Genomic DNA, 25,998 nt, shown 5'->3' with positions numbered 1-25,998 from the left:
CAGCGACGTTGCCGTCCTGACGACAATAAAAACCAAAGGTTCGACACCTATAACAATGGCTGACCGGTATTACGCGCGAGTTGCCGGCGACGCCTTGAGAAAACCATTCATGAATAAGCTGTGTTTCCTGAGTCTCGTCATCGGCCTGGTCAGTCAGTCCGCCTGGGCCGAAAACGCCACCACCGGCGTCGGCACCGCTTCCACGCTGCAAGCCAAGAATGCATTCATCGCCAACCTGATGAAGCAAATGACCCTAGACGAGAAGATCGGTCAACTGCGCCTGATCAGCATCGGTCCGGAAATGCCCAAGCCGGAAATTCTCAAGGAAATCACCGCCGGCCGCATCGGCGGCACGTTCAACTCCGTCGTGCTGCCGGACAACCGCGCCATGCAGGACGCCGCCGGGCACAGCCGCAACAAGATTCCGATGTTTTTCGCCTACGACGTCGTCCACGGCCAGCGCACGGTATTCCCGATCAGCCTGGGCCTGGCGTCGACCTGGGACATGAACGCCATCACCCGCACCGGTCGCGTGTCGGCGATCGAAGCGGCGGCCGACGGCGTGGACATGACCTTCGCGCCCATGGTCGACATTACCCGCGACGCACGCTGGGGCCGCAGCTCCGAAGGGTTCGGCGAGGACACCTATCTGGTGTCGCGCATCTCCGCCACCATGACCCGTGCGTTTCAGGGCACCAGCATGCAGGCGCCCAACAGCATCATGGCGGTGGTCAAACACTTCGCCCTGTATGGCGCGGTCGAGGGCGGTCGCGACTACAATACCGTCGACATGAGCCCGGTGCGCATGCAGCAGGACTACCTGCCGCCCTATCGCGCGTCGATTGATGCTGGCGCAGGGGGCGTGATGATCGCGCTCAATTCCATCAACGGCGTGCCTTCCACCTCCAACGCCTGGCTGCTGCAGGACGTGCTGCGCAGGGACTGGGGCTTCAAAGGCGTGACCGTCAGCGACCACGGCGCGATCAAGGAATTGATCGACCACGGCGTGGCAAAAGACTTCCGCGAAGCCGCCAAGCTGGCGATCAAGGCCGGCGTCGACCTGAGCATGAACGACAAAGCCTACGGCGAAGAGCTGCCGGGGCTGGTGAAGAGCGGCGAAGTGTCGGAGAAAGAAGTCGACAATGCCGTGCGAGAAGTGCTCGGCGCCAAGTGGGAAATGGGCCTGTTCGCCAACCCGTACCTGCGCATCGGCGCGGCAGTGGATGACCCCGCCGACCGTAACGCCGAAAACCGTTTGCACCGTGCCGAAGCCCGCGACGTCGCGCGCAAGAGCATCGTGCTGCTGAAGAACCAGAACGACACCCTGCCGCTGAAGAAGCAAGGCACCATCGCCGTGATCGGCCCGCTGGCCAAGAGCTCGATGGACATGCTGGGCAGCTGGTCGGCGGCCGGTCTGGCGCGTCAGACCGTCAACGCCTACGACGGCATTGCGGCGGCGGTCGGCGACAAGGCCAAGCTGATTTATGCACTGGGCTCCAACGTCACCGACAATCAGCACGCCATTACCTACCTGAACAAAATGGACGACCAGATCGCCATCGATCCGCGTCCGGAACAGGAAATGATCGACGAAGCCGTCAAGGCCGCGCAGCAGGCTGACGTCGTGGTGGCAGTGGTTGGTGAGTCACGCAACATGTCCCACGAAGCCGCGAGCCGTGTCGACCTGGTGATCCCCGGCCGTCAACGGGAGCTGATCCGCGCGCTCAAAGCCACGGGCAAGCCGCTGGTGCTGGTGTTGATGAACGGCCGGCCGCTGGCGCTGGGCGAAGAAAACGAGCTGGCCGACGCCATGGTGGAGAGCTGGTTCCTCGGCACCGAGGGCGGCAATGCTCTGGCTGACGTGTTGTTCGGCGACTACAACCCGTCCGGCAAACTGCCGATGACCTTCCCCCGCTCCGTGGGTCAGGTGCCGGCCTACTACAATCACCTGAACACCGGTCGTCCCTACCGCCCGAATGATTCGAACTACACCTCGAACTATTTCGAAGAGCCGACCAGCCCGCTGTTCCCGTTCGGTTACGGCCTGAGCTACACCCAGTTCAGCGTCTCGGACATCACCCTGTCGATCAACAAGATGACCCGCAAGGACAAGTTGACCGCCAGCGTCATGGTCAAGAACACCGGCAAGGTCGCCGGCGAGACCGTGGTCCAGCTGTACCTGCGCGACGTCGCCGCGTCGATCAGCCGCCCGGTGAAAGAGCTGAAGAACTTTCAGAAGGTCATGCTGAACCCCGGCGAAGAGAAATCCGTGAGCTTCACCCTGACCGAAGAAGACTTGAAGTTCTTCAACCCGTCGCTGAAGTACGCGGCCGAGGCGGGCGAGTTCAAGCTGATGATCGGCCTGGATTCGGAGAACGTGAAAGAGACGACGTTTAACTTGCTGTAAGGCAGGAATCCGGGGCGAATGCGCCAGCCACTGAAAGGAGGTCATGCCCATGCCCCGTTCCGTCCGCCTTGTGCTCTACGTCTTGCTGATCCTCGCCGGTGCCGCCATCGCGGCGACGCTGGCGATGCATCAGGCTCAGCGGCATGCGCTGGAAGGTGACGCTGAACAATCCAGGGATCGTCTGGCGCTCTACGCCAATACGCTGCAAACCCTGATCGAGCGCTACCGGGCACTGCCGGCCGTTCTGGCCCTTGATCCGCAACTGCGGGCGGCGCTGAGCGGACCGGTCAGCGCCGACACCACCCAGGCGCTCAATCTCAAACTGGAGCAGATCAACGGCGCTGCCCAGTCCTCCACCCTCGAACTGCTCGACCGCAACGGCCTTGCCGTAGGCGCGAGCAACTGGCGTCTGCCGAGCAGCTATGTGGGTCACAACTACGGCTTCCGCCCCTACTTCACGCAAACCCGCGCCAACGGCGTCGGGCGCTTTTATGCCGTCGGCGTGACCAGCGGCATCCCGGGTTACTTCCTGTCGAACGCGGTGCGTGACGAGGCCGGGCAGTTCATCGGTGCCATGGTGGTCAAGCTGGAGTTTCCGGACCTGGAACACACCTGGGCGCAAAACGATGACCTGCTGCTGGTCAGTGACGCCAAGGGCATCGTCTTCATTGCCAATCAGCCGGGCTGGCGCTATCGGGCCCTGCGACCGCTGAACGAGCAAGAGCGCGCCGAACTGGCGAGCACGCGTCAGTACGACAAGCAACCGTTGACGCCCTTGCATCAGGAGCCGCTGCTTGCGTTCGGCGAGAACAGCCACCTCAGCCGCGTTGACGCCCCCAACGAGCAGGCGGATTTCTTGTGGCAGTCGATGCCGCTGCCGACCGAGGGCTGGACGCTGCACCTGCTGCGTAAACCGCAGCCCGCCAGCGAAGACGCGCGCAATGCAGGTCTGGCGGCGGCAGGCATCTGGCTGACCCTGGTGTTCCTCGGGCTGTTTTTGTATCAACGCTGGCGCCTTGCCCGGGTGCGCCAGCGCAGTCGCGAAGAGCTTGAGCGTCTGGTGGAAGAGCGCACGCGCGACCTGCACACCGCGCAGGACGGTCTGGTGCAGTCGACCAAGCTGGCGGCGCTCGGCCAGATGTCCGCCGCCCTCGCCCACGAAATCAACCAGCCGCTGACGGCGCAGCGCATGCAGCTCGCGACCCTGCGTTTGTTGCTGGAGCATGGCCGTGTCGACGATGCGTACAAGGCGTTGAGCCTGCTGGATCAGCAGCTGACGCGCATGGCCGCGCTCACCGGCCACCTGAAAACCTTCGCCCGTAAAAGCCCCAGCGGCCTGCGCGAGCGCCTTGATCTGGCCACCGTGGTCGATCAGGCGCTGCTGTTGCTGGATGCGCGTATTCGCGAAGAGCGCGTCAGCTGCGTGCTCGACCTCACGCGTCCGGCCTGGGTGCGCGGTGACGCGATTCGACTGGAACAGGTGCTGATCAATCTGATGCGCAACGCTTTGGACGCGATGGGCGATAAACCGCTCAGGCGTCTGGAAATCCGCATCGATGCACAAGGCGAGCACTGGTGCGTTTCCGTCATCGACAGTGGCGGCGGGATTGCCGAAGAACACTTGGCTAACGTATTCGATCCGTTTTTCACCACCAAACCGGTGGGCGATGGCCTGGGGCTGGGGCTCGCGGTTTCGTTCGCCATCGTGCATGAACTGGGCGGCCGGCTCAGCGCCGAAAACATTAACAACGGCGCGCGGTTTTTCTTCTGTCTGACTCAGGCCCCGGAGGCCGACGCCCCATGCTGAACTCGGTAATCGTGGTGGACGACGAAGCGCCCATCCGGGAAGCGGTGGAGCAATGGCTCTCGCTGTCCGGTTTCGAGGTCCGCCTGTTCAGCCGTGCCGAGGAATGCCTGGCGCAAGTGCCCGAGCACTTTCCCGGCGTGATCCTCAGCGATGTGCGCATGCCCGGCATGGATGGCTTGCAGTTGCTGGCCGAGTTGCAACGGCGGGACCGCGATTTGCCGGTGATCTTGCTGACTGGCCACGGTGACGTGCCCATGGCCGTAGACGCCATGCGCGACGGCGCCTATGACTTTCTCGAGAAGCCGTTCACCCCTGAAACCCTGCTCGGAAGCCTGCGGCGGGCACTGGAGAAACGCGCGCTGGTGCTGGAAAACCGCGCGCTGCATGAACGGGCGGATAACCGCTCGCGGCTCGATGCCACACTGCTGGGGATGTCGCCGACGATGCAGACATTGCGGCGGCAGGTCCTGGACCTCTCGCAACTGCCGGTCAATGTGCTGATTCGCGGCGAGACCGGCAGTGGCAAGGAAATGGTCGCGCGTTGCCTCCATGACTTCAGTCCGCGGGCAGACAAGCCGTTCGTTGCGGTCAACTGCGCGGCGATCCCTGAGCAGTTGTTCGAAGCCGAGCTGTTCGGCCATGAAAGCGGCGCGTTCACCGGCGCCCAGGGCAAGCGGATCGGAAAACTGGAGTACGCCCACGGCGGCACGGTCTTCCTCGACGAAATCGAAAGCATGCCGCTGGCGCAGCAGGTCAAGCTGCTGCGGGTGATCCAGGAGCGGCGGATCGAGCGACTGGGTTCGAACCAGAGCATCGACATTGATGTGCGCATCATTGCCGCGACCAAGCCCGATCTGCTGGACGAAGCCAGGGCCGGGCGTTTCCGCGAAGACCTGGCCTATCGGCTGAACATCGCGGAATTGCGCCTGCCGCCGTTGCGCGAGCGGCGAGAAGACATCCCGATGCTGTTCAGCCATTTCTCGCGGAATGCGGCGGAGCGCCTCGGCCGCGACGCGCCAGTATTGAGCGGGGAACAACTGAGCCATCTGCTCAGCCACGACTGGCCAGGGAACGTGCGCGAGCTGGCGAACGCGGCCGAGCGCCAGGTGCTGGGGCTGGACGGCCCTGCTGCGGAAGGCAGCACGGTAGGTCAGTCTCTCGTGGCGCAGCAAGAAGCGTTCGAAGCCCATTGCATTCGCTCGGCGTTGCGACGGCATAGGGGCGACATCAAAGCGGCCATGCACGAACTGCAACTGCCCCGCCGTACGCTGAATGAAAAAATGCAGCGACACGGACTGGTGCGCGAGGACTTTCTAGCGGGAGACAGTCCTACAGGATGACCGCGGGGGGTCCGTAGGACCGGCTTCAGCCGGGAAGAGGCCAGCAAGGTCACCCACGATTCCGCCGCGCGACACCCGACGCATTCCCGGCTAAAGCCAGTCCTACATGAGCACGCGGCGATTCCGTGGGACCGGCTTCAGCCGGGAAGAGGCCAGCAAGATCACCCACGATTCCGCCGCGCGACACCCGACGCATTCCCGGCTAAAACCAGTCCCACAAGCGCGTACGGCGATCCCGTGGGACCGGCTTCAGCCGGGAAGAGGCCAGCAAAATCACCCTCGATTCCGCGGGGCGACACCCGACGCATTCCCGGCTAAAGCCAGTCCCACAAAGCGCACGCGGTGATCCCGTGGGACCGGCTTCAGCCGGGAAGAGGCCAGCGAGATCACCCACGATTCCGCGGCGCGACACCCGACGTTTTCCCGGCTAAAGCCAGTCCCACAAAGCGCACGCGGCGATTCCGTGGGACCGGCTTTAGCCGGGAAGAGGCCAGCAAAATCACCCTCGATTCCGCGGCGTGACAGCCGACGCATTCCCGGCCAAAGCCAGTCCCACCAAGCGCACGCGGCGATTCCGTGGGACCGGCTTCAGCCGGGAAGAGGCCAGCAAAATCACCCACGATTCCGCCGCGCGACACCCGACGCATTCCCGGCTAAAGCCAGTCCCACAAAGCGCATGCGGCGATCCCGTGGGACCGGCTTCAGCCGGGAAGAGGCCAGCAAGATCACCCACGATTCCGCCGCGCGACACCCGACGCATTCCCGGCTAAAACCAGTCCCACAAGCGCGTACGGCGATCCCGTGGGACCGGCTTCAGCCGGGAAGAGGCCAGCACTAACACTCTCGATTTCTCGGCGTGACACCCGACGCATTCCCGGCTAAAGCCAGTCCCACAAAGCGCACGCGGCGATTCCGTGGGACCGGCTTCAGCCGGGAAGAGGCCAGCGGGATCACCCTCGATTCCGCGGCGCGACACACGACGCATTCCCGGCTAAAGCCAGTCCTACATGAGCACGCGGCGATTCCGTGGGACCGGCTTCAGCCGGGAAGAGGCCAGCAAGATCACCCACGATTCCGCCGCGCGACACCCGACGCATTCCCGGCTAAAACCAGTCCCCCAAGCGCGTACGGCGATCCCGTGGGACCGGCTTCAGCCGGGAAGAGGCCAGCAAAATCACCCTCGATTCCGCGGCGCGACACCCGACGCATTCCCGGCTAAAGCCAGTCCTACAAGAGCATGCGGTGATTCCGTGTGACCGGCTTCAGCCGGGAAGAAACTTCGATCCTGTCAGATCGGGGAATGAGCGGATTTTCGCTCATGGGTTTCAGACATCAAGCGGATTTCCGCTTACCCTGACCGCGACAACCCCTCTACTACGGGCCTTTCAGCCTTTGGCACAGCTCCTGCTATCACTGTCGTCAGACCGCCTCGATGCGTTCCTTCTAACAACAATGACTTGCAGGAAATCCCATGGCCATCCCCAATTCTGCCTCCCACGGAACGGCTGCCACGCCAGCCGCCGAAAAAACCACCGGAAGTCGCCTGAAATCCATTTTCAGCGGTTCGGTCGGCAACATGGTCGAGTGGTACGACTGGTACGTCTACGCCGCCTTCTCCCTCTACTTCGCCAAAGTCTTCTTCCCCAAGGGCGACACCACCGCCCAATTGCTCAACACCGCCGCGATCTTTGCCGTGGGCTTCCTGATGCGCCCCATCGGCGGCTGGCTCATGGGCCTCTACGCAGACCGCAAAGGCCGCAAGGCCGCGCTGATGGCGTCGGTGCTGCTGATGTGTTTCGGTTCGCTGATCATCGCCCTCACCCCTGGCTATGAAACCATCGGCGTTGGCGCCCCGATCATGCTGGTGTTCGCCCGCCTGCTACAAGGCCTGTCGGTAGGTGGCGAGTACGGCACCTCGGCGACGTACCTCAGCGAGATGGCGACCAAAGAACGCCGGGGCTTTTTCTCCAGCTTCCAGTACGTGACGCTGATCTCCGGCCAGCTCATCGCGCTGGCGGTGCTGATTGTGCTGCAACAGACGCTGACCACTGAACAGCTGCACGCATGGGGCTGGCGCATCCCGTTCGCCATTGGTGCATTGTGCGCGGTGGTGGCGCTGTTCCTGCGTCGCGGGATGGAAGAAACCGAGTCGTTCAACCGCAAGAAGGACAAACCCAAAGAAAGCCTCATGCGCACCCTGATGCGCCATCCCAAGGAGCTGATGACCGTCGTCGGCCTGACCATGGGCGGCACACTGGCGTTCTACACCTACACCACCTACATGCAGAAATACCTGGTGAACACGGTGGGCATGAGCATCACCGATTCGACGACGATTTCCGCCGCTACGCTGTTCCTGTTCATGCTGTTGCAACCGGTGATCGGCGCGCTGTCTGACAAGATTGGCCGTCGCCCGATCCTGATCGCCTTCGGCGTGCTGGGCACCTTGTGTACCGTGCCGATCCTCACCACCCTGCATACCATCCAAAGCTGGTGGGGCGCATTCTTCCTGATCATGGCAGCGCTGATCATCGTCAGCGGCTACACCTCGATCAACGCCGTTGTGAAAGCCGAACTGTTCCCGACCGAAATCCGCGCGCTGGGTGTCGGCCTGCCGTACGCACTGACGGTATCGATCTTCGGCGGCACAGCCGAATACATCGCGCTGTGGTTCAAGAGCATTGGCATGGAAACCGGCTACTACTGGTACGTCACCGCCTGCATCGCAGTGTCGCTGCTGGTGTATGTGTTCATGAAAGACACCCGCAAGCATTCGCGGATCGAGACTGACTGACCTGAAACGGCGCTGGCTAGCCGCTTCGACCAGCGCTTAAAGGCAGCAAAACGAGGGCAGCTCACGCACATGAGCTGCCCTTTTGCATTCGCATAAGCTGCTAAGTGCATGAATAACGCTCGCTTTTCGCAGTATCAATTTCAGCGATGATCGCTACCAATGCGATTGACTTCTTAATAATTCAGAGGCGAGTAAAGTTCACTCCATACCGAGTTACCCACTAACTAAATCGATCTGGAGCAACTACCATGAAAACTAACAAACTGATCTTCGGCCTCGCTTTCTCCCTTCTTGCCAGCAGCGCATTTGCACTTCCCGTTGTTGATGCCCAGCACGCAGTTAATACTGCGGTCGTTGCAGAAAACGGCTCGTCCCACACTAATATTGGTCGTGTCGCTGCTGACGGTTCGGACCATGTAGGTGCCAACCGCCTCGCTTCTGACGGCGCTGACCGTGTCGGTAACAACCGCCAGGCCGCTGATGGTTCGGATCACTTTGGTGCCAACCGCCTCGCTGCTGACGGCGCTGACCGTGTCGGTAACAACCGCCAGGCCGCTGATGGTTCGGATCACTTTGGTGCCAACCGCCTCGCTGCTGACGGCGCTGATCGTGTCGGTGCCAATCGCCAGGCAGCTGACGGCTCGGACCATGTTGGTGCAAATCGCCTGAGCTGATTCGCCCTGTCGTTCTCCCAGCCCGGCTTTATGCCGGGCTTAATTTTTCCCGCACGTGGAAACCTGAAACCCTCGGTTTGACTGGTCTCCTGACAGATGTGGGTCAGCAGCGAATCGCGTATCCATCTCGTTTTCTTTAGCTGGCATGCCCGATCCCCTCCCCGCTGCGCACCGACCTACCAAATAACAGCCACCCGAGTCAACAGGCAAATTCGCCTTCGCCGGTGAAAATTGCTCCATTCCAGCGCAAATGTCTCGCCGACGCTTTAAAACCGGGCGCTCCAGCCCACTATCATTTTTAGCGATGGTCGATAGCAACAGCGTTAACTTCAACTTAATCGGCACGCGCGTAACATTGGCTCCATTCCCAAGTTGAAAACATTATTGAACTTACTGGAGCAACACTCATGAAAACGTCGAATATTATTTTTGGTATTAGTCTGTCCATTCTGGCATCGAGCGCATTCGCTCTGCCTGTTTCCGAACAGCACTCTGCATTTAACGGCACTGTTGTCGCAGAAGGCGGTTCTTCCCACACCAATGCGTCGCACACCGGTTCGTATCGTCAGGCTTCCGATGGTTCCGATCACGTTGGTGCCAATCGCCTCGCCGCCGACGGCGCTGACCGCGTAGGTAACAACCGCCAGGCTGCCGATGGCGCTGACCATATCGGTGCAAACCGTCTGGCCGCTGACGGCGCCGATCGCGTCGGTGCCAATCGCGCCAGCTAAGCGTTATCCGCACCATGCCCACCGCTTCATGTTGACCGCTTCATGTTCCACCTCCTGAACTCCCTTTGTAGCCCGACACTTGTCGGGCTTTTTTTTTGCGCGGGGTTCGGAGGTCGCTGGAATCCTCATCCAATGCCTTGCACTATGTCGGCCTGCATTCCGTGAACGCACTCACCGTGGCCGGCACGCCCGCACCCCCACATTCAGGAACACACCATGTCAGACGATATTCATTTCTACGAACCGTCCAAAGGTCATGGACTGCCCCACGACCCGTTCAACGCTATCGTGGGCCCACGTCCGATCGGCTGGATCTCGTCCCAGGACGCAGAGGGAAAGCTGAACCTGGCGCCCTACAGCTTCTTCAACGCCTTCAACTATGTACCGCCCATCATCGGGTTCTGCAGCATCGGTCGCAAAGACAGCCTGAACAACATCGAACAGACCGGCGAGTTCGTCTGGAACCTCGCCACGCGCAGCTTGGCCGAGCAGATGAACATGAGTTGCGCGGCAGTGCCGGCAGACGTGAGTGAGTTCGAGCTGGCGGGCCTTACCGCAGAACCGTCGCGCATCGTTTCCGTGCCGAGGGTCAAAGAGACGCCGGTTTCCTTCGAATGCAAAGTCACGCAGATCATCCAGCTGCAACGCGCCGACAAGGAAGTGGTGCCGAGCTGGCTGATTCTGGGGGAAGTGGTGGCGGTGCATATCGCCAAGCGGCTGCTGAAGGAAGGTGTGTATGACACCGCAGCCGGCGAGCCCATCCTGCGCGGCGGCGGCCCGGCTGACTATTTCCAGCTGAGCGCAGAGTCGCTGTTCAAGATGTACCGGCCGAACGTCTGATCAATCTTGGGCGAACACCAGTTCGCCCTCTTGGGTGACGTCGGCGAGCCGCTCCAGCTCCTTTACGGCGGCGTCGTCAGCGGCGAGCGCGGTGGGGAATTTCTGTTCGGCGAGGACGCGATGAAAGGTTGGCGCCCCGCCCATGACCCGAGCCTTGACGGCGATCGCGGCACTGTAGCCGTCGTCACCGGGGACCGCTGCCGAAACGGCCTCGTGATGCTGGAATTCTTTGCGTGCCATGGTCCGACGTCCTGCCTGGAAAATGAAGGCAGGATTTTAAACGCAGGCGTTCGAACACCTGAAAGGTTTTCTTCGCAGGCCTTATCGGCTACCGAAACCTGTTAGCCCACCAGGCGAGCACCTATAGGGACATCAACCGTCTGTGCCTGAGCCGTCGATACCGTGGCGAAGGTTTGAAAGTCGAGGCTCGCCACCAGCAACTCGGTCACCAGTTCGGAAAACAGGTTGAGCTCAGGCGCGCCGAACCAGTCGTTCATTGCGGAGGGGTCGGCCCAGGAGCCGGTAATGACCCAGAGGTCGTCGTCGGTCATGGATTTCTGCAGCGCGAAGTGCAGGCAACCCGACGCGGCAGCGGACGGGTTGATCAGGCTGCTCAAGCGGGCGCCCAGCTGCGCACTGTGTCCGGGCCGGGCGCGGACGGAGACCCAATGGCTCACGACTGACGTATTTAGCATGCTCTGCGCTCCTTCTCTTTACGTGCTTGGCTTAAGCAGGCGTGCCGCGATTCGGGATCTGGCATCCGTGGAACAGGCGGCGGCGGGAAGTGAAGGTTAGGGGCAGACGCGCACCCTGCGGTAGCCAATTACTGCGCGGTTATTGCCTGATTCTGCGCTGGCAGGTTCATAGTGACGGCCGCTCTCGTCGCTGGGTCGCGTGATGCCTGTGGACTTTCGAGCAACGATCCCGGGCGAACAGGGCCCGTTCACGGCAACGCAACACATCGGCAACAGAATCAGGCAAGCATTCGGCAGGATTCGCCTAACGCTTGCGCTTGCCCAAAAATAAGCTGTGCTGCATCAACGCCCTGTCAGAGGAACTCCCCATGTCGTCATCCGCTTTTGCGCCGTCCGCTCCGGATGCTCGACCTGTTGCCGAGCTGAGCGCGCAGATGACGCAACAGCGCGCCGAGCTGGCAGAACTGATCCGCCGGCATGCCCCCGTCGACGGCAGTTTCCAGACGGTGATCAAACCGTTGTTCATGGTGCGGCACGATCGCCCGTCGCAATCGGTGCCGGGGCTGGTGCAGCCGGCGCTGTGCATCATGGCTCAGGGCCGCAAGGACGTGACGCTGGGCGGCGAGCTGTACACCTACGACCCGCTCAACTACCTGGTGCTGTCAGTGGCGCTGCCCATCAGCGGCAAGGTGATTTACGCGACCCCGGAAGAGCCGCATCTGGCCTTGCGCCTGGAAATCGATCCGGTGGAAATCAACGCGCTGATCGCCGAAGCAGGGCCGATGAGCGTACCGACGCGTCAAAGCGGGCGCGGCATGTACGTCGAGCGGATCGACGCTCAGCTGCTCGACGCTGTCATCCGCCTGATCCGTCTGCTGGACACGCCAAAAGACATTCCCATGCTCGCCCCGCTGATCAATCGGGAGATCCTTTATCGACTCCTGCGCGGGAGCGAAGGGCATCGGCTGTATGAAATCGCCATCTCCAACTGCCAGACCCATCGCGTCACCCAGGCGATCAAGTGGCTCAACGACCATTTCCAGGAGCCGCTGCGCATTGAAGATCTGGCGAGAGAGGTGAACCTGAGCGTCTCGACGCTGCACCACCGTTTCAAGTCCGTCACCGCCATGAGCCCGCTGCAATACCAGAAGCAACTGCGTCTGCAGGAGGCCCGACGGTTGATGCTGGCGGACGGCCTGGAAGCGTCCGCCGCCGGTTACCGGGTCGGCTATGAAAGCGCCTCGCAGTTCAGCCGCGAATACAGCCGCCTGTTCGGCGCGCCACCACTGCGGGACCTGGCGCGCCTGCGCAGCACGGTTTGAACGCGCCGCTCAGTCGAAGTAAGACGTCAGCCGATGCTGCTCATCCAGCGCTTCTGGTCGATCTCGATCAACGTCGGGCCTTCACGCTGGCTGGCTGAGTTGAGGGCCGTGGTCAGTTGCTCAACGCTGCCAACCGCCTCCGCGGCGCATCCCAGTGCTGTGGCGACGCCGATGAAATCGGGCGTGTAGATGTCGACACCGATGGGCTCGATGGCGCGGTTGACCATGTACTTCTTGATCTCTTCATAGCCCTGGTTATTCCACAGCAGCACCACGATGGGCGTTCGCGCTTCCACCGCACTCGCCAGTTCGGACAAGGTGAACTGCAGGCCGCCGTCGCCAATCAGGCACACGACAGGATTGGACTCTCCGGCGTCGCGACTGCCCAGCCACGCCCCCACGGCGGCGGGCAAGGCGTAGCCCAGAGTTCCGTAACCGGTGGAGGAATTGAACCAGCGGCGAGGCTTGTCGAGGTCCAGGGTCAGGTTGCCGGTGTAGACGGGCTGGGTGGAGTCGCCCACGATCACGGCCTCTGGCAATACTTCAAGCACCGTTTGCAAGAACAGCGTCTGCCCACGGGTGGCATCGTCCCAGCCCGCCTCAAGGCTCGTCCTCAGCGCCGCAACCCGCGCAGCGCCCCAGTCTTGGCTGCGTGGCGCCAGCACTTCGCCGACCAGCGCGTCCACCAAGGCTTCAGCGGCGTGTTGAGCGTCGGAGACCAGCGCAACCGTTGGCGGAAAGTTGCGCACAGTCTGATCGGGGTCGATGTCGATGCGCAGCAACGCGCCCGGAATCTTGAAGTGGCCCTGAAAGGTAATGTCGTAATCCGTCTCGGCCAGTTCAGTACCGATGGCCAGCACCACGTCGGCGTTTTCAATGACCTCACGGGTGGCATCGAGGGACTGCGTCGAACCGATCAGCAGCGGGTGAGCGCCCGGCAGCATGCCTTTGGCGTTGATGGTCAGCGCGACCGGCGCGCCGAGTCGTTCGGCCAGACGCGTCAATGCCGGGGCGGCGTCAATGGCGCCGCCTCCCGCGAGAATCAACGGCCGTTGCGCGGTGGCGAGCAGACTCGCCATGTGCCGGATCGCAGCGGGTGCCGGCCCCGCGCGGGTCACCGATACCGCCTGGCTGTGCAGCAGGGCGTCGGCATTTTCCACCAGCACATCCAGCGGAATCTCAATATGCACCGGACGCGGCCGCGCTGCTTGAAACACCGCAAACGCCCGGGCCAGCACCGACGGCAACTCGGCCGCTGACATCAGCGTATGAGAAAACGCCGCGACGCCCGCGACCAGCGCACTCTGGGACGGCAGTTCATGCAGCTTGCCGCGACCGCCGCCCAACTGACTGCGCGACTGCACGCTGGAAATCACCAGCATCGGGATCGAGTCCCCATAGGCCTGGCCCATCGCGGTGGTGATATTGGTCATGCCGGGGCCGGTAATGATGAAGCACACGCCCGGCTTGCCTCGCGTGCGCGCATATCCATCGGCCATGAAGCCTGCGCCCTGTTCATGGCGCGGGGTGATGTGGGTGATCGACGAACCGGCCAGCCCTCGGTACAGCTCAACCGTGTGCACGCCCGGAATCCCGAACACCCGCTCGACCCCGTAGCCTTCCAGCAACCTGACCAGCACTTCCCCGCACGTCGCCATGTCTCTGTCCCTCTGTATGCCTTTCGCAACGCCGCCCGCAATGTGCCAGGCTCGATAGGCGACCATTGAAGCTGCGGGGCCGTATCGACCACAACGCAAAAAATGTCATGCTTAGCCATGTCCTCAGCTCATGGCTAACCTGCCGATGAAACGCCTTCCTCCCCTTCCCGCGCTGCATACGTTCCTGATCACGGCGAAGTGCTGCAACTTCACCCGGGCAGCGGAGGCAATGCACATCACCCAGGGCGCTGTCAGCCGACAGATCTCCGGGCTGGAAGCTCATCTGGGCTATCGCCTGTTCAATCGTCAGGCCCGGGGCTTGAGCCTGACAGCCCAGGGCCGCGAACTGCTGCCGCGCATCGAGCAGGTGTTCAGCCTGATCGAAGAAGCGGTGGATCAGGTCAATGCCAGACCAAGGGCGCTGCAGATCAAGGCACCCACATGCATCAGCCGCTGGTTATTGCCGCGCCTGATGCAGTGGCAGAAAGAGCGGCCTGACGTGCCGGTGCAACTGACCACGACGAGCGCGCACACGGTAGATTTTAGGCGTGAGGATTTCGATGCCGCCGTGGTGTTCGGCGCGAAACCGGTTGATTCCAGTCACGTGCAGCACCTGTTCGACGAACAACTGACGCCGGTGTGCTCGCCGTTGCTGGCGTCCAGCAATCCCCTCGCCCGCGCCGCCGATCTGGAACGGCACATGCTCCTGCACCCCACTCTCGACGAGCGTGACTGGACGCTGTGGCTGAAGGCCGCCGGAGCGGAGCTGAGCCATGTCGAGCACGGTCAGCACTTCGACACAATGGACCTGGCGATGACGGTCGCCTCACAAGGGACGGGGGTTGCCATTGGCGACTGGTCGCTGATCGGCGAAGACCTGAGCGCGGGGCGCCTGGTCATGCCGTTCGAACTAAAAGTCCGGACCGGCGCGGCGTATTACTTCGTGCACCCCAAAGGCGCCAGCGTTCCTTCCCCACTGCAGGATCTGCTGGACTGGCTGTCGCTGCAGGCGGCTGAGCGGCGCATCGGCTGAGCGGCGCAATGCTGGCTCTTCACCAACGGCCCGGCTGATACAAACATTCAATCCCCATCGCCCGGTCCACTCGCCGATAGCGACCTACACTGACAGTGTCCGCTTTGAAACAGTTGTCCTACCGGATCGAGGCAAATGTCATGAGAACCACAATAAAAAGACAGTGCGTTTATGTCGTCGCCGTTACTGCCGTGTTGAGCCTGTACGCCGCAGGTGCTTACCGAATCGAACAAATGCGGCAGACGCCCCGCGTGGCGGTGGTCTGCACGATGGGGCATTGCATGCCCACTGATGCGACGTTCAGCGCCCTTCGTTGACGGCAACTGCCGGTCGACGTAACGCAGGTCAACGTACTGCGAAAATCCCCACAGCCTGCTATCGATTAGCAAGCTAACGGACTAGACTTGGCGCAAATTCCTGCGGATGTTCAGCGGGTCAATCTGCCAGTCGAGTCCCTTCTGTGACGAGCCTTAATCAACCCCGTCCGGACATCCGCAGCATTCTGTTTGCGCTGATGATGGCCGTGTTTCTCAGCGCGCTGGATCAGACCATCGTCGCGGTCTCGATGCCAGCCATCTCCGCCCAATTCCAGGATTTCGACCTGCTCGCCTGGGTGATCTCGGCCTACATGGTCGCGCTCACCGTAGCCGTGCCGATTTACGGCAAGCTGGGGGATTTGTATGGCCGGCGCCGCTTGATGCTGTTCGGGCTGGCGACCTTTACCCTCGCCTCGCTGTTCTGCGCCATGGCCCAGAGCATGGAACAACTGGTGCTGGCGCGGGTGCTGCAAGGCATCGGCGCCGGCGGCATGGTGTCCGTGAGCCAGGCGATCATCGGCGACATCGTTCCGCCCCGGGAGCGCGGTCGCTATCAGGGTTACTTCAGCGGCATGTACGCCGCCGCCAGCGTGGCCGGGCCGGTGCTCGGCGGCTTCATGACCGAGTACCTGTCGTGGCGATGGGTGTTCATCATCAACTTGCCACTGGGGCTGGCGGCATGGTGGGTCGCGCGCAAAACGCTGGTGGGCCTGCCGATCCCTCAACGCAAACCGGTGATCGACTACCTGGGTACGGTGTTGATGATCATCGGCCTGACCGCCTTGCTGCTGGGCATTACCGAAATCGGTCAGGGCCACGGCTGGCGCGATGACTCGGTGGTCCTGCAACTGTCGGTGGCGCTGCTCGCACTGCTGATTTTTGTGCTGTATGAGCGGCGCACTCGCGAGCCTCTGCTGCCCATGCATCTGTTCGCCAATCGCAGCGCGGTGCTCTGCTGGTGCACGATTTTCTTCACCAGCTTTCAGGCCATTTCGCTCATCGTGCTGCTGCCGTTGCGCTTTCAGACCGTCACCGGTGCGGGGGCCGACAGCGCGGCGTTGCACCTGATGCCACTGGCGATCGGCATGCCTATCGGCGCGTACTTTGGTGGCCGCCGCACTTCGCTGACGGGCCGCTACAAACCGATCATCCTCACCGGCGCGGCGTTGATGCCGCTGGCAATCCTCGGTATCGCCTTCACGCCGCCGCAGTCGGCCATTCTGACGAGCCTGTTCATGGTCCTCACCGGCATCGCCAGCGGCATGCAGTTTCCGACCTCGCTGGTGGGCACGCAGAACTCGGTGGAGGTTAAAGACATGGGCGTGGCGACCAGCACGACCAACCTGTTTCGGTCATTGGGCGGCGCGGTCGGCGTGGCGACAATGTCGGCACTGCTGCTGGCGATGCTCGCCGGTTCAGGGATTGCCCAGGTCGGCGGCAGTTCGATCCCGGGCGAAGGTTCGGGCAATGTGCTGATGGACAGTCTGCACGCCGCCAGCGGTCCCGCGCTTGAATTGCTGCGCGGGCAGCTGTCGATGACCTTTCAGCACCTGTTGATCACCAGCGCAGCCGTGTCGCTGCTGGGTTTGTCTGCTGCACTGGCGATGCCCAACAACCTGCTGCGCGGGCGGGACGACAAGGACCGCTAAACGAACCTGTCAGGGCGATCAGCCGCTGTAATAACCCACCGCCACCAGGAATGCACCGACCTTGCGCACGTAGGCGTGCTTGTGTTCGATTTTGCTGGTGACCGGGTTGCGCCAGCGGTATTCGTATTCGCCTTCAGACTGTTTCTTGACGAGCTCGAGCATCGGAATGCCGACCGGCTTGCCCTCAGGGTCCTTGACCTTGCTGAAGTCGGTATTCACCAGCCGCAGGTTGGTGCCGTGGGCGACATAGCGTTTGGTGTCGACGTTCACCACGAAGACGTACAGATCGTCTTGCAGAAATCCGCCCTTGAGGTCGTTGATGGCGCGAAGGGTGCCGTCCTTATCCTGCTCCATGGCCCTGGACGCCTTGTCGAGCAACGCCCTCGCCTGCTCCGGCGAAGCGCGCGGCAGGTAGTAACCGACGGCCAGAACCCGATCGCCGATGCGCTGAAAATACACGCGCTTGCGCTCGACCTTACCGTCGCGCCAGTTCTGCCAGCGATACTCGGCCTGCTGAATGCCGGCGCTTTCCGGGGTTTGCAGCACCTGCTTGAAGTTTTTCTGCAGCTCAGGATCGAGCACCGACGATACGTCACGGCCGATCAGTGCCACCGATGGCCCACCACTTGCAAGCATGATCCCCTTGGTATCGGTGACGAAGACATAACGCTCGCCATCGACGAACTCGCCCTGACGGCTGAATTCGGCGAGCGCCTTGTCACCCTGGACGCGGTAACGGGCCACGGCTTTTTCCAGCAGCCCCTTGGCGGCTTCCGCTTCTTGAACTTCGTCGCCCGCTGCCCACCCGTGTCCGATGCTCAGGGCGGCAAGCGCACCAACCAGAAATGTTCTGCATGCGTTTTTTGATAAGACTGCCATCGCCTCGCCCCCCACTCTTATTGGTTATGGGGGGAGCGTAGACGCCAGATTGCAATAGGGCAGCATTCGGCACTTCAATGGGCACCCTGCCTGAATGAGGGCTGAATCACCGTAATCGCAGGGTAAAGCGAGGGTAAACCGCCTGTTCAGCGAAGGTCAGGCGCGGTATAGATACAGGCCAACCGCCACACAGCGCCGTTTTCCCAGGGACCGGCCCGGTGCTGGCAGGTCAGCTGACTGAGAATGCGGGAGACACCGGGTCGCGCAACGCCGGGCTGAAGCGGAGCATGTCGAGAATGCCATCGACCAATCGCTCCGCATCATCCTGCAGCGAGAAGCTTTCCGGCACCAGCAGCCACTGGCCGAGAATGCCGTGTATATAGGCGTGCAGGCAGATCGCCGCGCGTTGCGGATTGATGTCAGCGGGGAGCTGGCCTTGCCGGGAGGCGTTACTGAGTGCCAGTGCGATCCGCTCGTTGGCGTCAAGCCAGACAAACTGCCGTTGTTGCCGCATGTCACACATTTGGTCGGTAAATTCGAATTTATGAAACAGAATTTCATTGATGCGGCGGGTTTTAGGATCGCTGGCAACTTGTTGAAACAAATGAATGAGAAGCTTGCGCGTCCATCCCAGTGGATCAACCTCATCTTCGCTCTCACTCGCTCTTGCCATTTCCTCGAGGGGCTCGTGCAGGCTGTCGAGCATCGCCTGGACCAGATCGGCCTTGTTGCTGAAATGCCAATAGATCGCGCCACGGGTCACGCCAGCCAGGGCCGCAATGTCGGCGAGCGTCGTGCGGGAAACCCCTCGATCATAGAAAGCCTGCTCGGCAGCTTCCAGAATCTGCCTGCGGGTTTCCTGAGCCTCTTCTTTCGTGCGTCGGACCATGGCAGTAAAAACCTCTATGAAAATGCGTCAGGCGCTCTGGTCGAGTGGCCTGAACAGCATGTCGGGCGGCCTTTGTAATGCCTTGTCCCGGATCTACAATCGATGCCCTCGGTGCGCTGGAGTGTCACACTTTTGGGTGTTTACAAACAACCGTGAATGTAAGTATATTCATTAGCATCCTACTTATCCAGCAGGAACCCTTTCCCGCCCCTTTCCACTTTTCATGAGTTCAGGCTCCTGACCCGAGGATCTTCATGCAATTCAAGCCAGCTGTTACCGTTCTGGTCACTGCCGTCGCCCTGGCATCGCTGCTCTCCGGATGCAGCAAGAAGGAAGAAGCGGCCGCAGCACCACCGCCCCCTCAGGTCGGCGTCGTTACTCTGAAAACCCAGGCCTACACCCTGACGTCTGAACTGCCGGGCCGGACCACCGCGTTCCGGATCGCCGAAGTGCGTCCGCAAGTGAACGGCATCATCCTCAAGCGTCTGTTCACCGAAGGTGGAGACGTCAAAGCCGGTCAGCAGCTCTACCAGATCGATCCGGCGATTTACCAGGCCACCCTGGACAGCGCCAAAGCCACCTACGAATCCTCCAACTCCCTCGCTGGCCGCTACAAGCAGCTGATCAACGAGCAAGCGGTCAGCCGTCAGGAATACGACACGGCGGTGGGTTCGGCCCGCGAAGCGAAGGCGGCGGTGCAGACAGCCGAGATCAACCTGCGTTACACCAAGGTCTACGCGCCGATTTCCGGCCGCATTGGTCGTTCGCTGGTGACGGAAGGTGCGCTGGTCAGCAATGGTCAGGCGGATGCGATGGCCACCATTCAGCAGCTCGACCCGATCTACGTCGACGTGATTCAGTCTTCGGCCGACATGCTCAAGCTGCGTCGCGAGCTGGAAAGCGGCAAGCTGCAGAAAGCCGGCGACAACGCCGCCAAGGTCAAGCTGGTGCTGGAAGACGGCAGCCTCTATTCAACTGAAGGCAAGCTCGAGTTCTCCGAAGTGTCGGTCGACCAGACCACCGGTTCCGTGACGCTGCGCGCCGTGTTCCCGAACCCGGACCACACGCTGCTGCCAGGCATGTTCGTGCACGCACGACTGCAATCGGGCGTGGCTGAAAATGCGATTCTGGTTCCACAGCAAGGCGTCACCCGCGACCTGAAAGGCACCCCGACCGCACTGGTGGTGAATGCCGATAACAAGGTCGAGTCCCGGACCCTGGTCGCCAACCGCACTATCGGCAGCGACTGGCTGGTAGAAAAAGGCTTGAGCGCAGGTGATCGCGTGATCACCGAAGGGCTGCAATACGTCAAGCCAGGTGCTGAAGTGAAAGTGGCCGAAGCCACCAACGTCAATGCAGCTAACCCGGCAACTGCCCCGGCAACTGATAAAGCCGCAGGCAGCAAAGGGGAGTAATTCATGTCGAAATTTTTTATCGACCGGCCAATTTTCGCGTGGGTAATTGCCCTCGTGATCATGCTGGTGGGGACGCTTTCGATCCTCAAGCTACCGATCAACCAATACCCGGCCATTGCCCCACCGGCCATCGCAATCCAGGTGACCTACCCGGGCGCGAATGCGCAAACCGTGCAGGACACCGTGGTTCAGGTGATCGAGCAGCAGCTCAACGGTATCGACAACCTGCGTTATGTGTCCTCGGAAAGTAACTCCGACGGCAGCATGACCATCACCGCGACGTTCAACCAGGGGACCAACCCCGACATCGCTCAGGTTCAGGTGCAGAACAAGCTCAACCTGGCCACCCCGCTACTGCCCCAAGAGGTGCAGCAACAGGGTATCCGCGTGACCAAGGCGGTGAAGAACTTCCTGATGGTCGTCGGTCTGGTGTCCGAAGACGGCAGCATGGGCAAGGAAGACTTGTCCAACTACATCGTGTCGAACATGCAGGACCCGATTTCCCGTACCTCCGGTGTGGGTGACTTCCAGGTTTTCGGTGCCCAGTACGCCATGCGTATCTGGCTCGATCCGGCCAAGCTGAACAACTTTCAGCTGACGCCGGTCGACGTCAAGACGGCCATCACTGCCCAAAACGTTCAGGTGTCTTCCGGCCAGATCGGCGGTTTGCCTGCGCTCAAGGGCCAGCAGCTGAACGCCACGATCATCGGTAAAACCCGTCTGCAGACGGCCGAGCAGTTCGGCAACATTCTGTTGAAGGTCAATCAGGACGGTTCGCAGGTTCGTCTCAAAGACGTCGCCAAAGTCGGTCTGGGCGGCGAAAACTACAGCATTGACGCACAGTTCAACGGCAAGGCGGCCTCAGGTCTGGCGATCAAGCTGGCGACCGGTGCCAACGCGCTGGACACCGCCAAGGCGATCCGCGCCACGATTGCCCAGCTGGAGCCGTTCTTTCCGCCTGGCATGAAAGTGGTTTACCCGTACGACACCACGCCAGTGGTTCAGGAATCCATCACCGGTGTGGTTCACACCCTGGGTGAAGCGATCATCCTGGTGTTCCTGGTGATGTACCTGTTCCTGCAGAACTTCCGCGCCACCATCATCACCACGATGACCGTGCCGGTGGTATTGCTGGGTACGTTCGGGATCCTCGCGGCGGCTGGGTTCACCATCAACACGCTGACCATGTTCGGGGTGATTCTCGCCATCGGCTTGCTGGTGGACGATGCCATCGTTGTGGTGGAAAACGTCGAGCGGGTGATGGCGGAGGACAAACTTTCGCCGCGGGACGCCACGATCAAATCCATGGAGCAGATCCAGGGCGCACTGGTCGGTATCGCACTGGTGTTGTGTGCGGTTCTGTTGCCAATGGCGTTCTTCGGCGGCTCCACGGGTGTGATCTACCGGCAGTTCTCGATCACCATCGTTTCGGCGATGGCGCTTTCGGTACTGGTCGCGCTGATCTTCACCCCGGCGTTGTGCTCCACCCTGCTCAAGCCGATCGACCACGAGAAGCACGGGCAGCCGAAACGTGGATTCTTTGGCTGGTTCAACCGTACCTTCGACCGCAGCGTAGTGAGCTACGAGCGTGGCGTCGGCAACATGCTCAAGCACAAGGTTCCGGCCTTTATCGTGTATGCGCTGATTGTCTGCGGCACCATCTGGATGTTCACCCGCATTCCGAGCGCGTTCCTGCCGGAAGAAGACCAGGGCGTTATTTTCGCCCAGGTGCAGACGCCACCGGGCTCCTCGGCTGAACGTACGCAGACCGTCATCGACAACATGCGTAAGTACCTGCTGGAAGAAGAATCGGGCGCGGTCAATTCGGTGTTCACCGTTAACGGCTTCAACTTTGCCGGTCGCGGTCAGAGCTCCGGTCTGGCGTTCATCATGCTGAAACCGTGGGGCGATCGTGATGCCTCCAACAGCGTGTTCGAGCTGGCCAAACGGGCGCAGCAGCACTTCTTCGGTTTCCGCGATGCAATGACCTTCGCGGTCGTACCGCCTGCGGTACTGGAACTGGGTAACGCCACCGGTTTCGACGTGTATTTGCAGGATCAGGGCGGCGTGGGTCACGCCAAGCTGATGGAAGCGCGTAACCAACTGCTGGGCATGGCGGCACAGAGCAAGATTCTGGCGGGCGTGCGTCCGAACGGTCTGAACGATGAGCCGCAGTATCAACTGGTCATCGATGACGAGCGCGCGCAGGCACTGGGTCTGAGTCTGTCGGACATCAACACCACGCTGTCCATCGCGATGGGTGGCAGCTACATCAACGACTTCATCGACCGCGGTCGGGTCAAGAAGGTGTACGTGCAGGGCGATGCCAGTGCGCGGATGAAGCCGGAGGACTTGAAGAAGTGGTACGTGCGCAATACCGCCGGCGAGATGGTGCCTTTTGCCTCGTTCGCCAGCGGAGAGTGGGTATTCGGTTCGCCGAAGCTGTCCCGTTACAACGGTGTGCCGGCCGAGGAAGTGCTGGGTACTCCGGCGCCGGGTTACAGCACCGGTGAAGCGATGGCCGAGATCGAGCAACTGGCGAAGAAATTGCCGGCCGGCGTTGGTCTCTCGTGGACGGGTCTGTCCTATGAAGAGCGTCTGTCCGGTTCCCAGGCTCCGGCGCTGTACGCACTGTCCATTCTGATCGTGTTCCTGTGTCTGGCGGCGCTGTATGAAAGCTGGTCGATTCCGATCGCCGTGCTGCTGGTGATCCCGCTTGGGGTGATCGGTGCGCTGGTTGCAACGAGCCTGCGCGGCCTGTCCAACGACGTGTTCTTCCAGGTAGGGCTCTTGGTGACGGTAGGTCTGGCAGCGAAAAACGCCATTCTGATCGTCGAGTTCGCCAAGGAACTGCATGAGCAGGGCAAGGGCATCGTGGACGCAACCATCGAAGCCTGCCGGATGCGTCTGCGGCCGATCGTGATGACGTCCATGGCGTTCATCCTCGGTGTAGTCCCGCTGGCGATTTCCTCGGGTGCCGGTGCCGGTAGCCAGCATTCGATCGGTACGGGCGTAATCGGCGGTATGATCACCGCGGTTATTCTGGCGATCTTCTGGGTACCGTTGTTCTTCGTTTCGATATCCTCGCTGTTCAAAGGCAAACAGAAACACACTCCACACGATGAGGCTGGCCAATGAGCAAGTCCCTGATCTCGCTGGCGGTCACCGCGTTCATTCTCGGCGGCTGCTCGTTGATCCCCGATTACAAGCAGCCCGCCGCACCGGTGCCGGCTCAGTTCCCGCAAGGTCCGGCGTATTCGCCGGCCCAGGCGGCGAATCAAGCCGCAGCCGAACAGGGCTGGCGTCAGTTTTTCCATGACCCGGCGCTGCAGCAGCTGATTCAGACGTCGCTGCAGAACAACCGTGACCTGCGCGTCGCCGCGCTGAACATCGACGCCTACCGCGCGCAGTACCGCATTCAACGTGCGGACCTGTTCCCGGCCGTCGCAGCCTCGGGCAGCGGCACGCGTCAGCGCGTTCCGGGTGACCTGTCGCAAACGGGCGAATCCAATATCACCAGTCAGTATTCGGTGGGTCTGGGTATCAGTTCCTATGAGCTGGATCTGTTCGGCCGGGTGCGCAGCCTGAGTGAGCAGGCGCTGCAGACCTACTTCGCCGGTGAAGAAGGCCGTCGCAGCACGCAGATCAGCCTGGTCGCCAACGTTGCCAATGCCTACCTGACGTGGGAAGCGGACAAAGAGCTGTTGAAGCTGACCCAGGACACCTTGGGCGCCTTCGAGGAAAGCCTGCGTCTCACTTCCCGCAGCAGCGAAGTGGGCGTGGCCTCGGCGCTGGATCTGGCGCAGTCGCGCACCTCCGTCGAAAGCGCCCGCGTCAAGCTGGCTCAGTATCAGCGGCTGGTCGCCCAGGACGAAAACAACCTGGTGCTGTTGTTGGGCACCAGTCTGCCAGCCAACCTGCCCGCCTCGAAACCGTTGAGCGCTGACATGCTCAACGAGATGCCAGCAGGTCTGCCGTCGGAATTGCTGCAGCGTCGTCCGGACATTCTGCAGGCCGAATACAGCCTGAAAGCCGCCAACGCCAACATCGGCGCGGCACGTGCCGCGTTCTTCCCGAGCATCAGCCTCACGGCCAGTGCCGGTACGGCGAGCGGCGATTTGAGCGGCCTGTTCAAGGGCGGTTCGGGGACGTGGTTGTTCGAGCCGACGATCAATCTGCCGATCTTCAACGCAGGCAGTCTGCGCGCAAGCCTCGACTACTCGAAGATCCAGAAAGACATCGGCGTCGCCAACTACGAGAAGGCGATTCAGACGGCGTTCCAGGAAGTCTCCGACGGTCTGGCCGCGCGCAAGACCTACACCGATCAGCTCAAGGCGCAGACGGACTTCGTCAACGCCAACCAGGACTACTACCGTCTGGCCGAGCGTCGCTACCGCATCGGGATCGACAGCAACCTGACCTTCCTCGACGCTCAGCGTCAGTTGTTCAACGCGCAACAGTCGTTGATCACCGATCGCCTGTCCCAACTCAGCAGCGAGGTCAATTTGTACCGCGCCCTGGGCGGCGGCTGGTACGAACAGACCCCGACCGGCGAGCGTCAGCCGACCGCGGGCGATGTGCCGTCCACCCGCTTGTTCTGATCCAGCGCGTATAAAAAAACCCACCGATTGGTGGGTTTTTTTGGCTGTCACCACGGCTTTTTCAAGCCGTAGGCGAGCAGCGAGCAGACGTCACGCCAGCAAAAATTCCGTCACGCGCAGGGCGAAGACTTCACCCAACTCGACGCTGGAGAGGTGCGCGGCGTAATAGTCGGAGAGCTCGCTGCCGTGGATGTGGTTCTGCAGAAAATGCCCGTCCGCCACCGTCGTGACGCCGTCATGGCTGCCGCAGATGATCAGCGTGGGTACGGTGATCGAACCGACTTCCTTGCGCAGATCGGCATCCCGGACGGCCGCGCAGCAGGCGGCGTAACCCAACGGGGAAGTTGTCGCCAGTACGTCGGTGATGGGCGTGACTTTGTCGGGGTGCTGACTGGCAAAGCCGGGGGTAAACCAACGCCCTATGGCGCCAGCGCCCATTTCAGTCATTGCCCGCGCACCGTCCTTCTCCACCTGCGCGATGCGCGGTGCCCAGGTTTCCGTGTCGCCGATCTTCGCGGCGGTGTTGCACAGAACCAGCTTGTGCAGCCGGTCGTTGGCATGGATGCCCAGCCACTGACCGATCAGGCCGCCCATGGACAATCCGCAAAAATGCGCGCGGTCGATGTTCAATGCATCGAGCAGCGCCAGCACGTCGCGTCCCAGTTGCGAGAGGGTGTAAGGCCCCTGGGTGACCAGGGACTGGCCGTGGCCGCGTGTGTCGTAACGCACGACGCGGAATGACTTGCTCAGCGCCGGGATCTGCGCGTCCCACATATGCAGGTCGGTGCCCAGTGAGTTGGACAGCATCAGCACCGGCGCATCCACCGGGCCGTCAATTTCATAATGCAGCTCACCGTCTTCGAGTTGTACGAACGCCATGGCAGTCGCTCCGTGAAACACGTGGAATGAGTGTGATCAATAGGGACAGCACGCGCCCGGCAAGGACG

At 61.6% G+C, this 25,998-nt stretch carries 19 protein-coding genes; 13 read left to right on the top strand and 6 right to left on the bottom strand.

Annotated elements, in window-relative coordinates; all coding sequences use genetic code 11:
- Positions 1–109: 109 nt before the first annotated feature.
- The 7 genes from bglX to M1E04_RS05315 all read left to right on the top strand — a co-directional run bounded on the left by bglX (position 110) and on the right by M1E04_RS05315 (position 10,593).
- A complete protein-coding gene (gene bglX / locus M1E04_RS05345; RefSeq protein ID WP_065992316.1) occupies positions 110–2,407 on the top strand; it encodes a beta-glucosidase BglX in 2,298 nt (765 codons plus the stop codon).
- Positions 2,408–2,450: 43 nt separating this feature from the next.
- Positions 2,451–4,214: a sensor histidine kinase gene (locus M1E04_RS05340; RefSeq protein WP_456292519.1), complete on the top strand. Its 1,764-nt coding sequence runs from the start codon at positions 2,451–2,453 to the stop codon at positions 4,212–4,214.
- Positions 4,208–5,554, top strand: coding sequence for a sigma-54-dependent transcriptional regulator (locus tag M1E04_RS05335; RefSeq protein WP_456292518.1), 1,347 nt, complete (start codon positions 4,208–4,210; stop codon positions 5,552–5,554). Before M1E04_RS05340 ends, M1E04_RS05335 begins: the two co-directional genes overlap by 7 nt.
- 1,471 nt (positions 5,555–7,025) lie before the next feature.
- Positions 7,026–8,348 carry an MFS transporter gene (locus M1E04_RS05330; RefSeq protein ID WP_065992311.1) on the top strand — a complete coding sequence of 441 codons (1,323 nt, stop codon included), beginning with the start codon at positions 7,026–7,028 and terminating at the stop codon, positions 8,346–8,348.
- Positions 8,349–8,596: 248 nt separating this feature from the next.
- A complete protein-coding gene (locus M1E04_RS05325; RefSeq protein WP_456292517.1) occupies positions 8,597–9,022 on the top strand; it encodes a hypothetical protein in 426 nt (141 codons plus the stop codon).
- 407 nt (positions 9,023–9,429) lie between these two features.
- The gene (locus M1E04_RS05320) at positions 9,430–9,753 is read left to right on the top strand and encodes a hypothetical protein (protein ID WP_065992303.1); all 324 of its coding nucleotides are present in this window, start codon (positions 9,430–9,432) and stop codon (positions 9,751–9,753) included.
- A 216-nt stretch (positions 9,754–9,969) separates the two neighbouring features.
- The gene (locus M1E04_RS05315) at positions 9,970–10,593 is read left to right on the top strand and encodes a flavin reductase family protein (protein WP_133772374.1); all 624 of its coding nucleotides are present in this window, start codon (positions 9,970–9,972) and stop codon (positions 10,591–10,593) included.
- On the opposite strand, the gene M1E04_RS05310 is transcribed toward M1E04_RS05315, so the two are convergent.
- A complete protein-coding gene (locus tag M1E04_RS05310) occupies positions 10,594–10,833 on the bottom strand; it encodes a hypothetical protein (RefSeq protein ID WP_065992300.1) in 240 nt (79 codons plus the stop codon). It lies immediately after the preceding gene.
- Positions 10,834–10,934: 101 nt separating this feature from the next.
- On the bottom strand, positions 10,935–11,288 hold the full coding sequence (locus M1E04_RS05305; protein ID WP_192135276.1) for an antibiotic biosynthesis monooxygenase family protein: 354 nt from the start codon (positions 11,286–11,288) through the stop codon (positions 10,935–10,937).
- A gap of 368 nt (positions 11,289–11,656) precedes the next feature.
- On the opposite strand from M1E04_RS05305, the gene M1E04_RS05300 reads away from it, so the two are divergent.
- Positions 11,657–12,610, top strand: a complete 954-nt coding sequence (locus M1E04_RS05300; protein WP_456292516.1) for an AraC family transcriptional regulator — start codon at positions 11,657–11,659, stop codon at positions 12,608–12,610.
- A 26-nt stretch (positions 12,611–12,636) separates the two neighbouring features.
- Here M1E04_RS05300 and M1E04_RS05295 read toward each other — a convergent pair whose 3' ends face one another.
- A complete protein-coding gene (locus tag M1E04_RS05295; RefSeq protein WP_456292515.1) occupies positions 12,637–14,268 on the bottom strand; it encodes a 5-guanidino-2-oxopentanoate decarboxylase in 1,632 nt (543 codons plus the stop codon).
- A 145-nt stretch (positions 14,269–14,413) separates the two neighbouring features.
- Between M1E04_RS05295 and M1E04_RS05290 the strand changes: the two genes are divergently transcribed.
- Positions 14,414–15,301: a LysR substrate-binding domain-containing protein gene (locus M1E04_RS05290; RefSeq protein ID WP_456292514.1), complete on the top strand. Its 888-nt coding sequence runs from the start codon at positions 14,414–14,416 to the stop codon at positions 15,299–15,301.
- Between the two features lie 460 nt (positions 15,302–15,761).
- Positions 15,762–17,267 carry an MDR family MFS transporter gene (locus M1E04_RS05285; protein ID WP_456292513.1) on the top strand — a complete coding sequence of 502 codons (1,506 nt, stop codon included), beginning with the start codon at positions 15,762–15,764 and terminating at the stop codon, positions 17,265–17,267.
- Positions 17,268–17,285: 18 nt separating this feature from the next.
- Here the strand turns inward: M1E04_RS05285 and M1E04_RS05280 are convergent, their stop codons facing one another.
- Positions 17,286–18,146 (bottom strand): cache domain-containing protein, encoded by an 861-nt coding sequence (locus M1E04_RS05280; protein WP_456292512.1) that lies wholly within the window; start codon positions 18,144–18,146, stop codon positions 17,286–17,288.
- A 229-nt stretch (positions 18,147–18,375) separates the two neighbouring features.
- Positions 18,376–19,035, bottom strand: a complete 660-nt coding sequence (locus M1E04_RS05275; protein WP_456292511.1) for a TetR family transcriptional regulator — start codon at positions 19,033–19,035, stop codon at positions 18,376–18,378.
- Between the two features lie 254 nt (positions 19,036–19,289).
- On the opposite strand from M1E04_RS05275, the gene M1E04_RS05270 reads away from it, so the two are divergent.
- The 3 genes from M1E04_RS05270 to M1E04_RS05260 are packed head-to-tail and all read left to right on the top strand — an operon-like array spanning position 19,290 to position 25,051.
- Positions 19,290–20,450 (top strand): efflux RND transporter periplasmic adaptor subunit, encoded by a 1,161-nt coding sequence (locus M1E04_RS05270; RefSeq protein WP_192135287.1) that lies wholly within the window; start codon positions 19,290–19,292, stop codon positions 20,448–20,450.
- Positions 20,451–20,453: 3 nt separating this feature from the next.
- Complete coding sequence (locus M1E04_RS05265; RefSeq protein ID WP_065992286.1) at positions 20,454–23,588, top strand: efflux RND transporter permease subunit; 3,135 nt, start codon at positions 20,454–20,456, stop codon at positions 23,586–23,588.
- The gene (locus M1E04_RS05260; protein WP_065992285.1) at positions 23,585–25,051 is read left to right on the top strand and encodes an AdeC/AdeK/OprM family multidrug efflux complex outer membrane factor; all 1,467 of its coding nucleotides are present in this window, start codon (positions 23,585–23,587) and stop codon (positions 25,049–25,051) included. Before M1E04_RS05265 ends, M1E04_RS05260 begins: the two co-directional genes overlap by 4 nt.
- Positions 25,052–25,141: 90 nt before the next feature.
- Here M1E04_RS05260 and pcaD read toward each other — a convergent pair whose 3' ends face one another.
- Positions 25,142–25,930 (bottom strand): 3-oxoadipate enol-lactonase, encoded by a 789-nt coding sequence (pcaD, locus tag M1E04_RS05255; RefSeq protein WP_456292510.1) that lies wholly within the window; start codon positions 25,928–25,930, stop codon positions 25,142–25,144.
- Positions 25,931–25,998: the final 68 nt, after the last annotated feature.

This window comes from Pseudomonas sp. AK106 (genome assembly GCF_053903055.1).
This window is presented reverse-complemented; position numbering and strand designations above follow the sequence as displayed.

Bases quoted from the DNA above. Each gene is read 5' to 3' on its own strand.
- bglX (WP_065992316.1), top strand. From the start codon at position 110: ATGAATAAGCTGTGTTTCCTGAGTCTCGTCATCGGCCTGGTCAGTCAG.
- M1E04_RS05340 (WP_456292519.1), top strand. From the start codon at position 2,451: ATGCCCATGCCCCGTTCCGTCCGCCTTGTGCTCTACGTCTTGCTGATC.
- M1E04_RS05335 (WP_456292518.1), top strand. From the start codon at position 4,208: ATGCTGAACTCGGTAATCGTGGTGGACGACGAAGCGCCCATCCGGGAA.
- M1E04_RS05330 (WP_065992311.1), top strand. From the start codon at position 7,026: ATGGCCATCCCCAATTCTGCCTCCCACGGAACGGCTGCCACGCCAGCC.
- M1E04_RS05325 (WP_456292517.1), top strand. From the start codon at position 8,597: ATGAAAACTAACAAACTGATCTTCGGCCTCGCTTTCTCCCTTCTTGCC.
- M1E04_RS05320 (WP_065992303.1), top strand. From the start codon at position 9,430: ATGAAAACGTCGAATATTATTTTTGGTATTAGTCTGTCCATTCTGGCA.
- M1E04_RS05315 (WP_133772374.1), top strand. From the start codon at position 9,970: ATGTCAGACGATATTCATTTCTACGAACCGTCCAAAGGTCATGGACTG.
- M1E04_RS05310 (WP_065992300.1), bottom strand. From the start codon at position 10,833: ATGGCACGCAAAGAATTCCAGCATCACGAGGCCGTTTCGGCAGCGGTC.
- M1E04_RS05305 (WP_192135276.1), bottom strand. From the start codon at position 11,288: ATGCTAAATACGTCAGTCGTGAGCCATTGGGTCTCCGTCCGCGCCCGG.
- M1E04_RS05300 (WP_456292516.1), top strand. From the start codon at position 11,657: ATGTCGTCATCCGCTTTTGCGCCGTCCGCTCCGGATGCTCGACCTGTT.
- M1E04_RS05295 (WP_456292515.1), bottom strand. From the start codon at position 14,268: ATGGCGACGTGCGGGGAAGTGCTGGTCAGGTTGCTGGAAGGCTACGGG.
- M1E04_RS05290 (WP_456292514.1), top strand. From the start codon at position 14,414: ATGAAACGCCTTCCTCCCCTTCCCGCGCTGCATACGTTCCTGATCACG.
- M1E04_RS05280 (WP_456292512.1), bottom strand. From the start codon at position 18,146: ATGGCAGTCTTATCAAAAAACGCATGCAGAACATTTCTGGTTGGTGCG.
- M1E04_RS05275 (WP_456292511.1), bottom strand. From the start codon at position 19,035: ATGGTCCGACGCACGAAAGAAGAGGCTCAGGAAACCCGCAGGCAGATT.
- M1E04_RS05270 (WP_192135287.1), top strand. From the start codon at position 19,290: ATGCAATTCAAGCCAGCTGTTACCGTTCTGGTCACTGCCGTCGCCCTG.
- M1E04_RS05265 (WP_065992286.1), top strand. From the start codon at position 20,454: ATGTCGAAATTTTTTATCGACCGGCCAATTTTCGCGTGGGTAATTGCC.
- M1E04_RS05260 (WP_065992285.1), top strand. From the start codon at position 23,585: ATGAGCAAGTCCCTGATCTCGCTGGCGGTCACCGCGTTCATTCTCGGC.
- pcaD (WP_456292510.1), bottom strand. From the start codon at position 25,930: ATGGCGTTCGTACAACTCGAAGACGGTGAGCTGCATTATGAAATTGAC.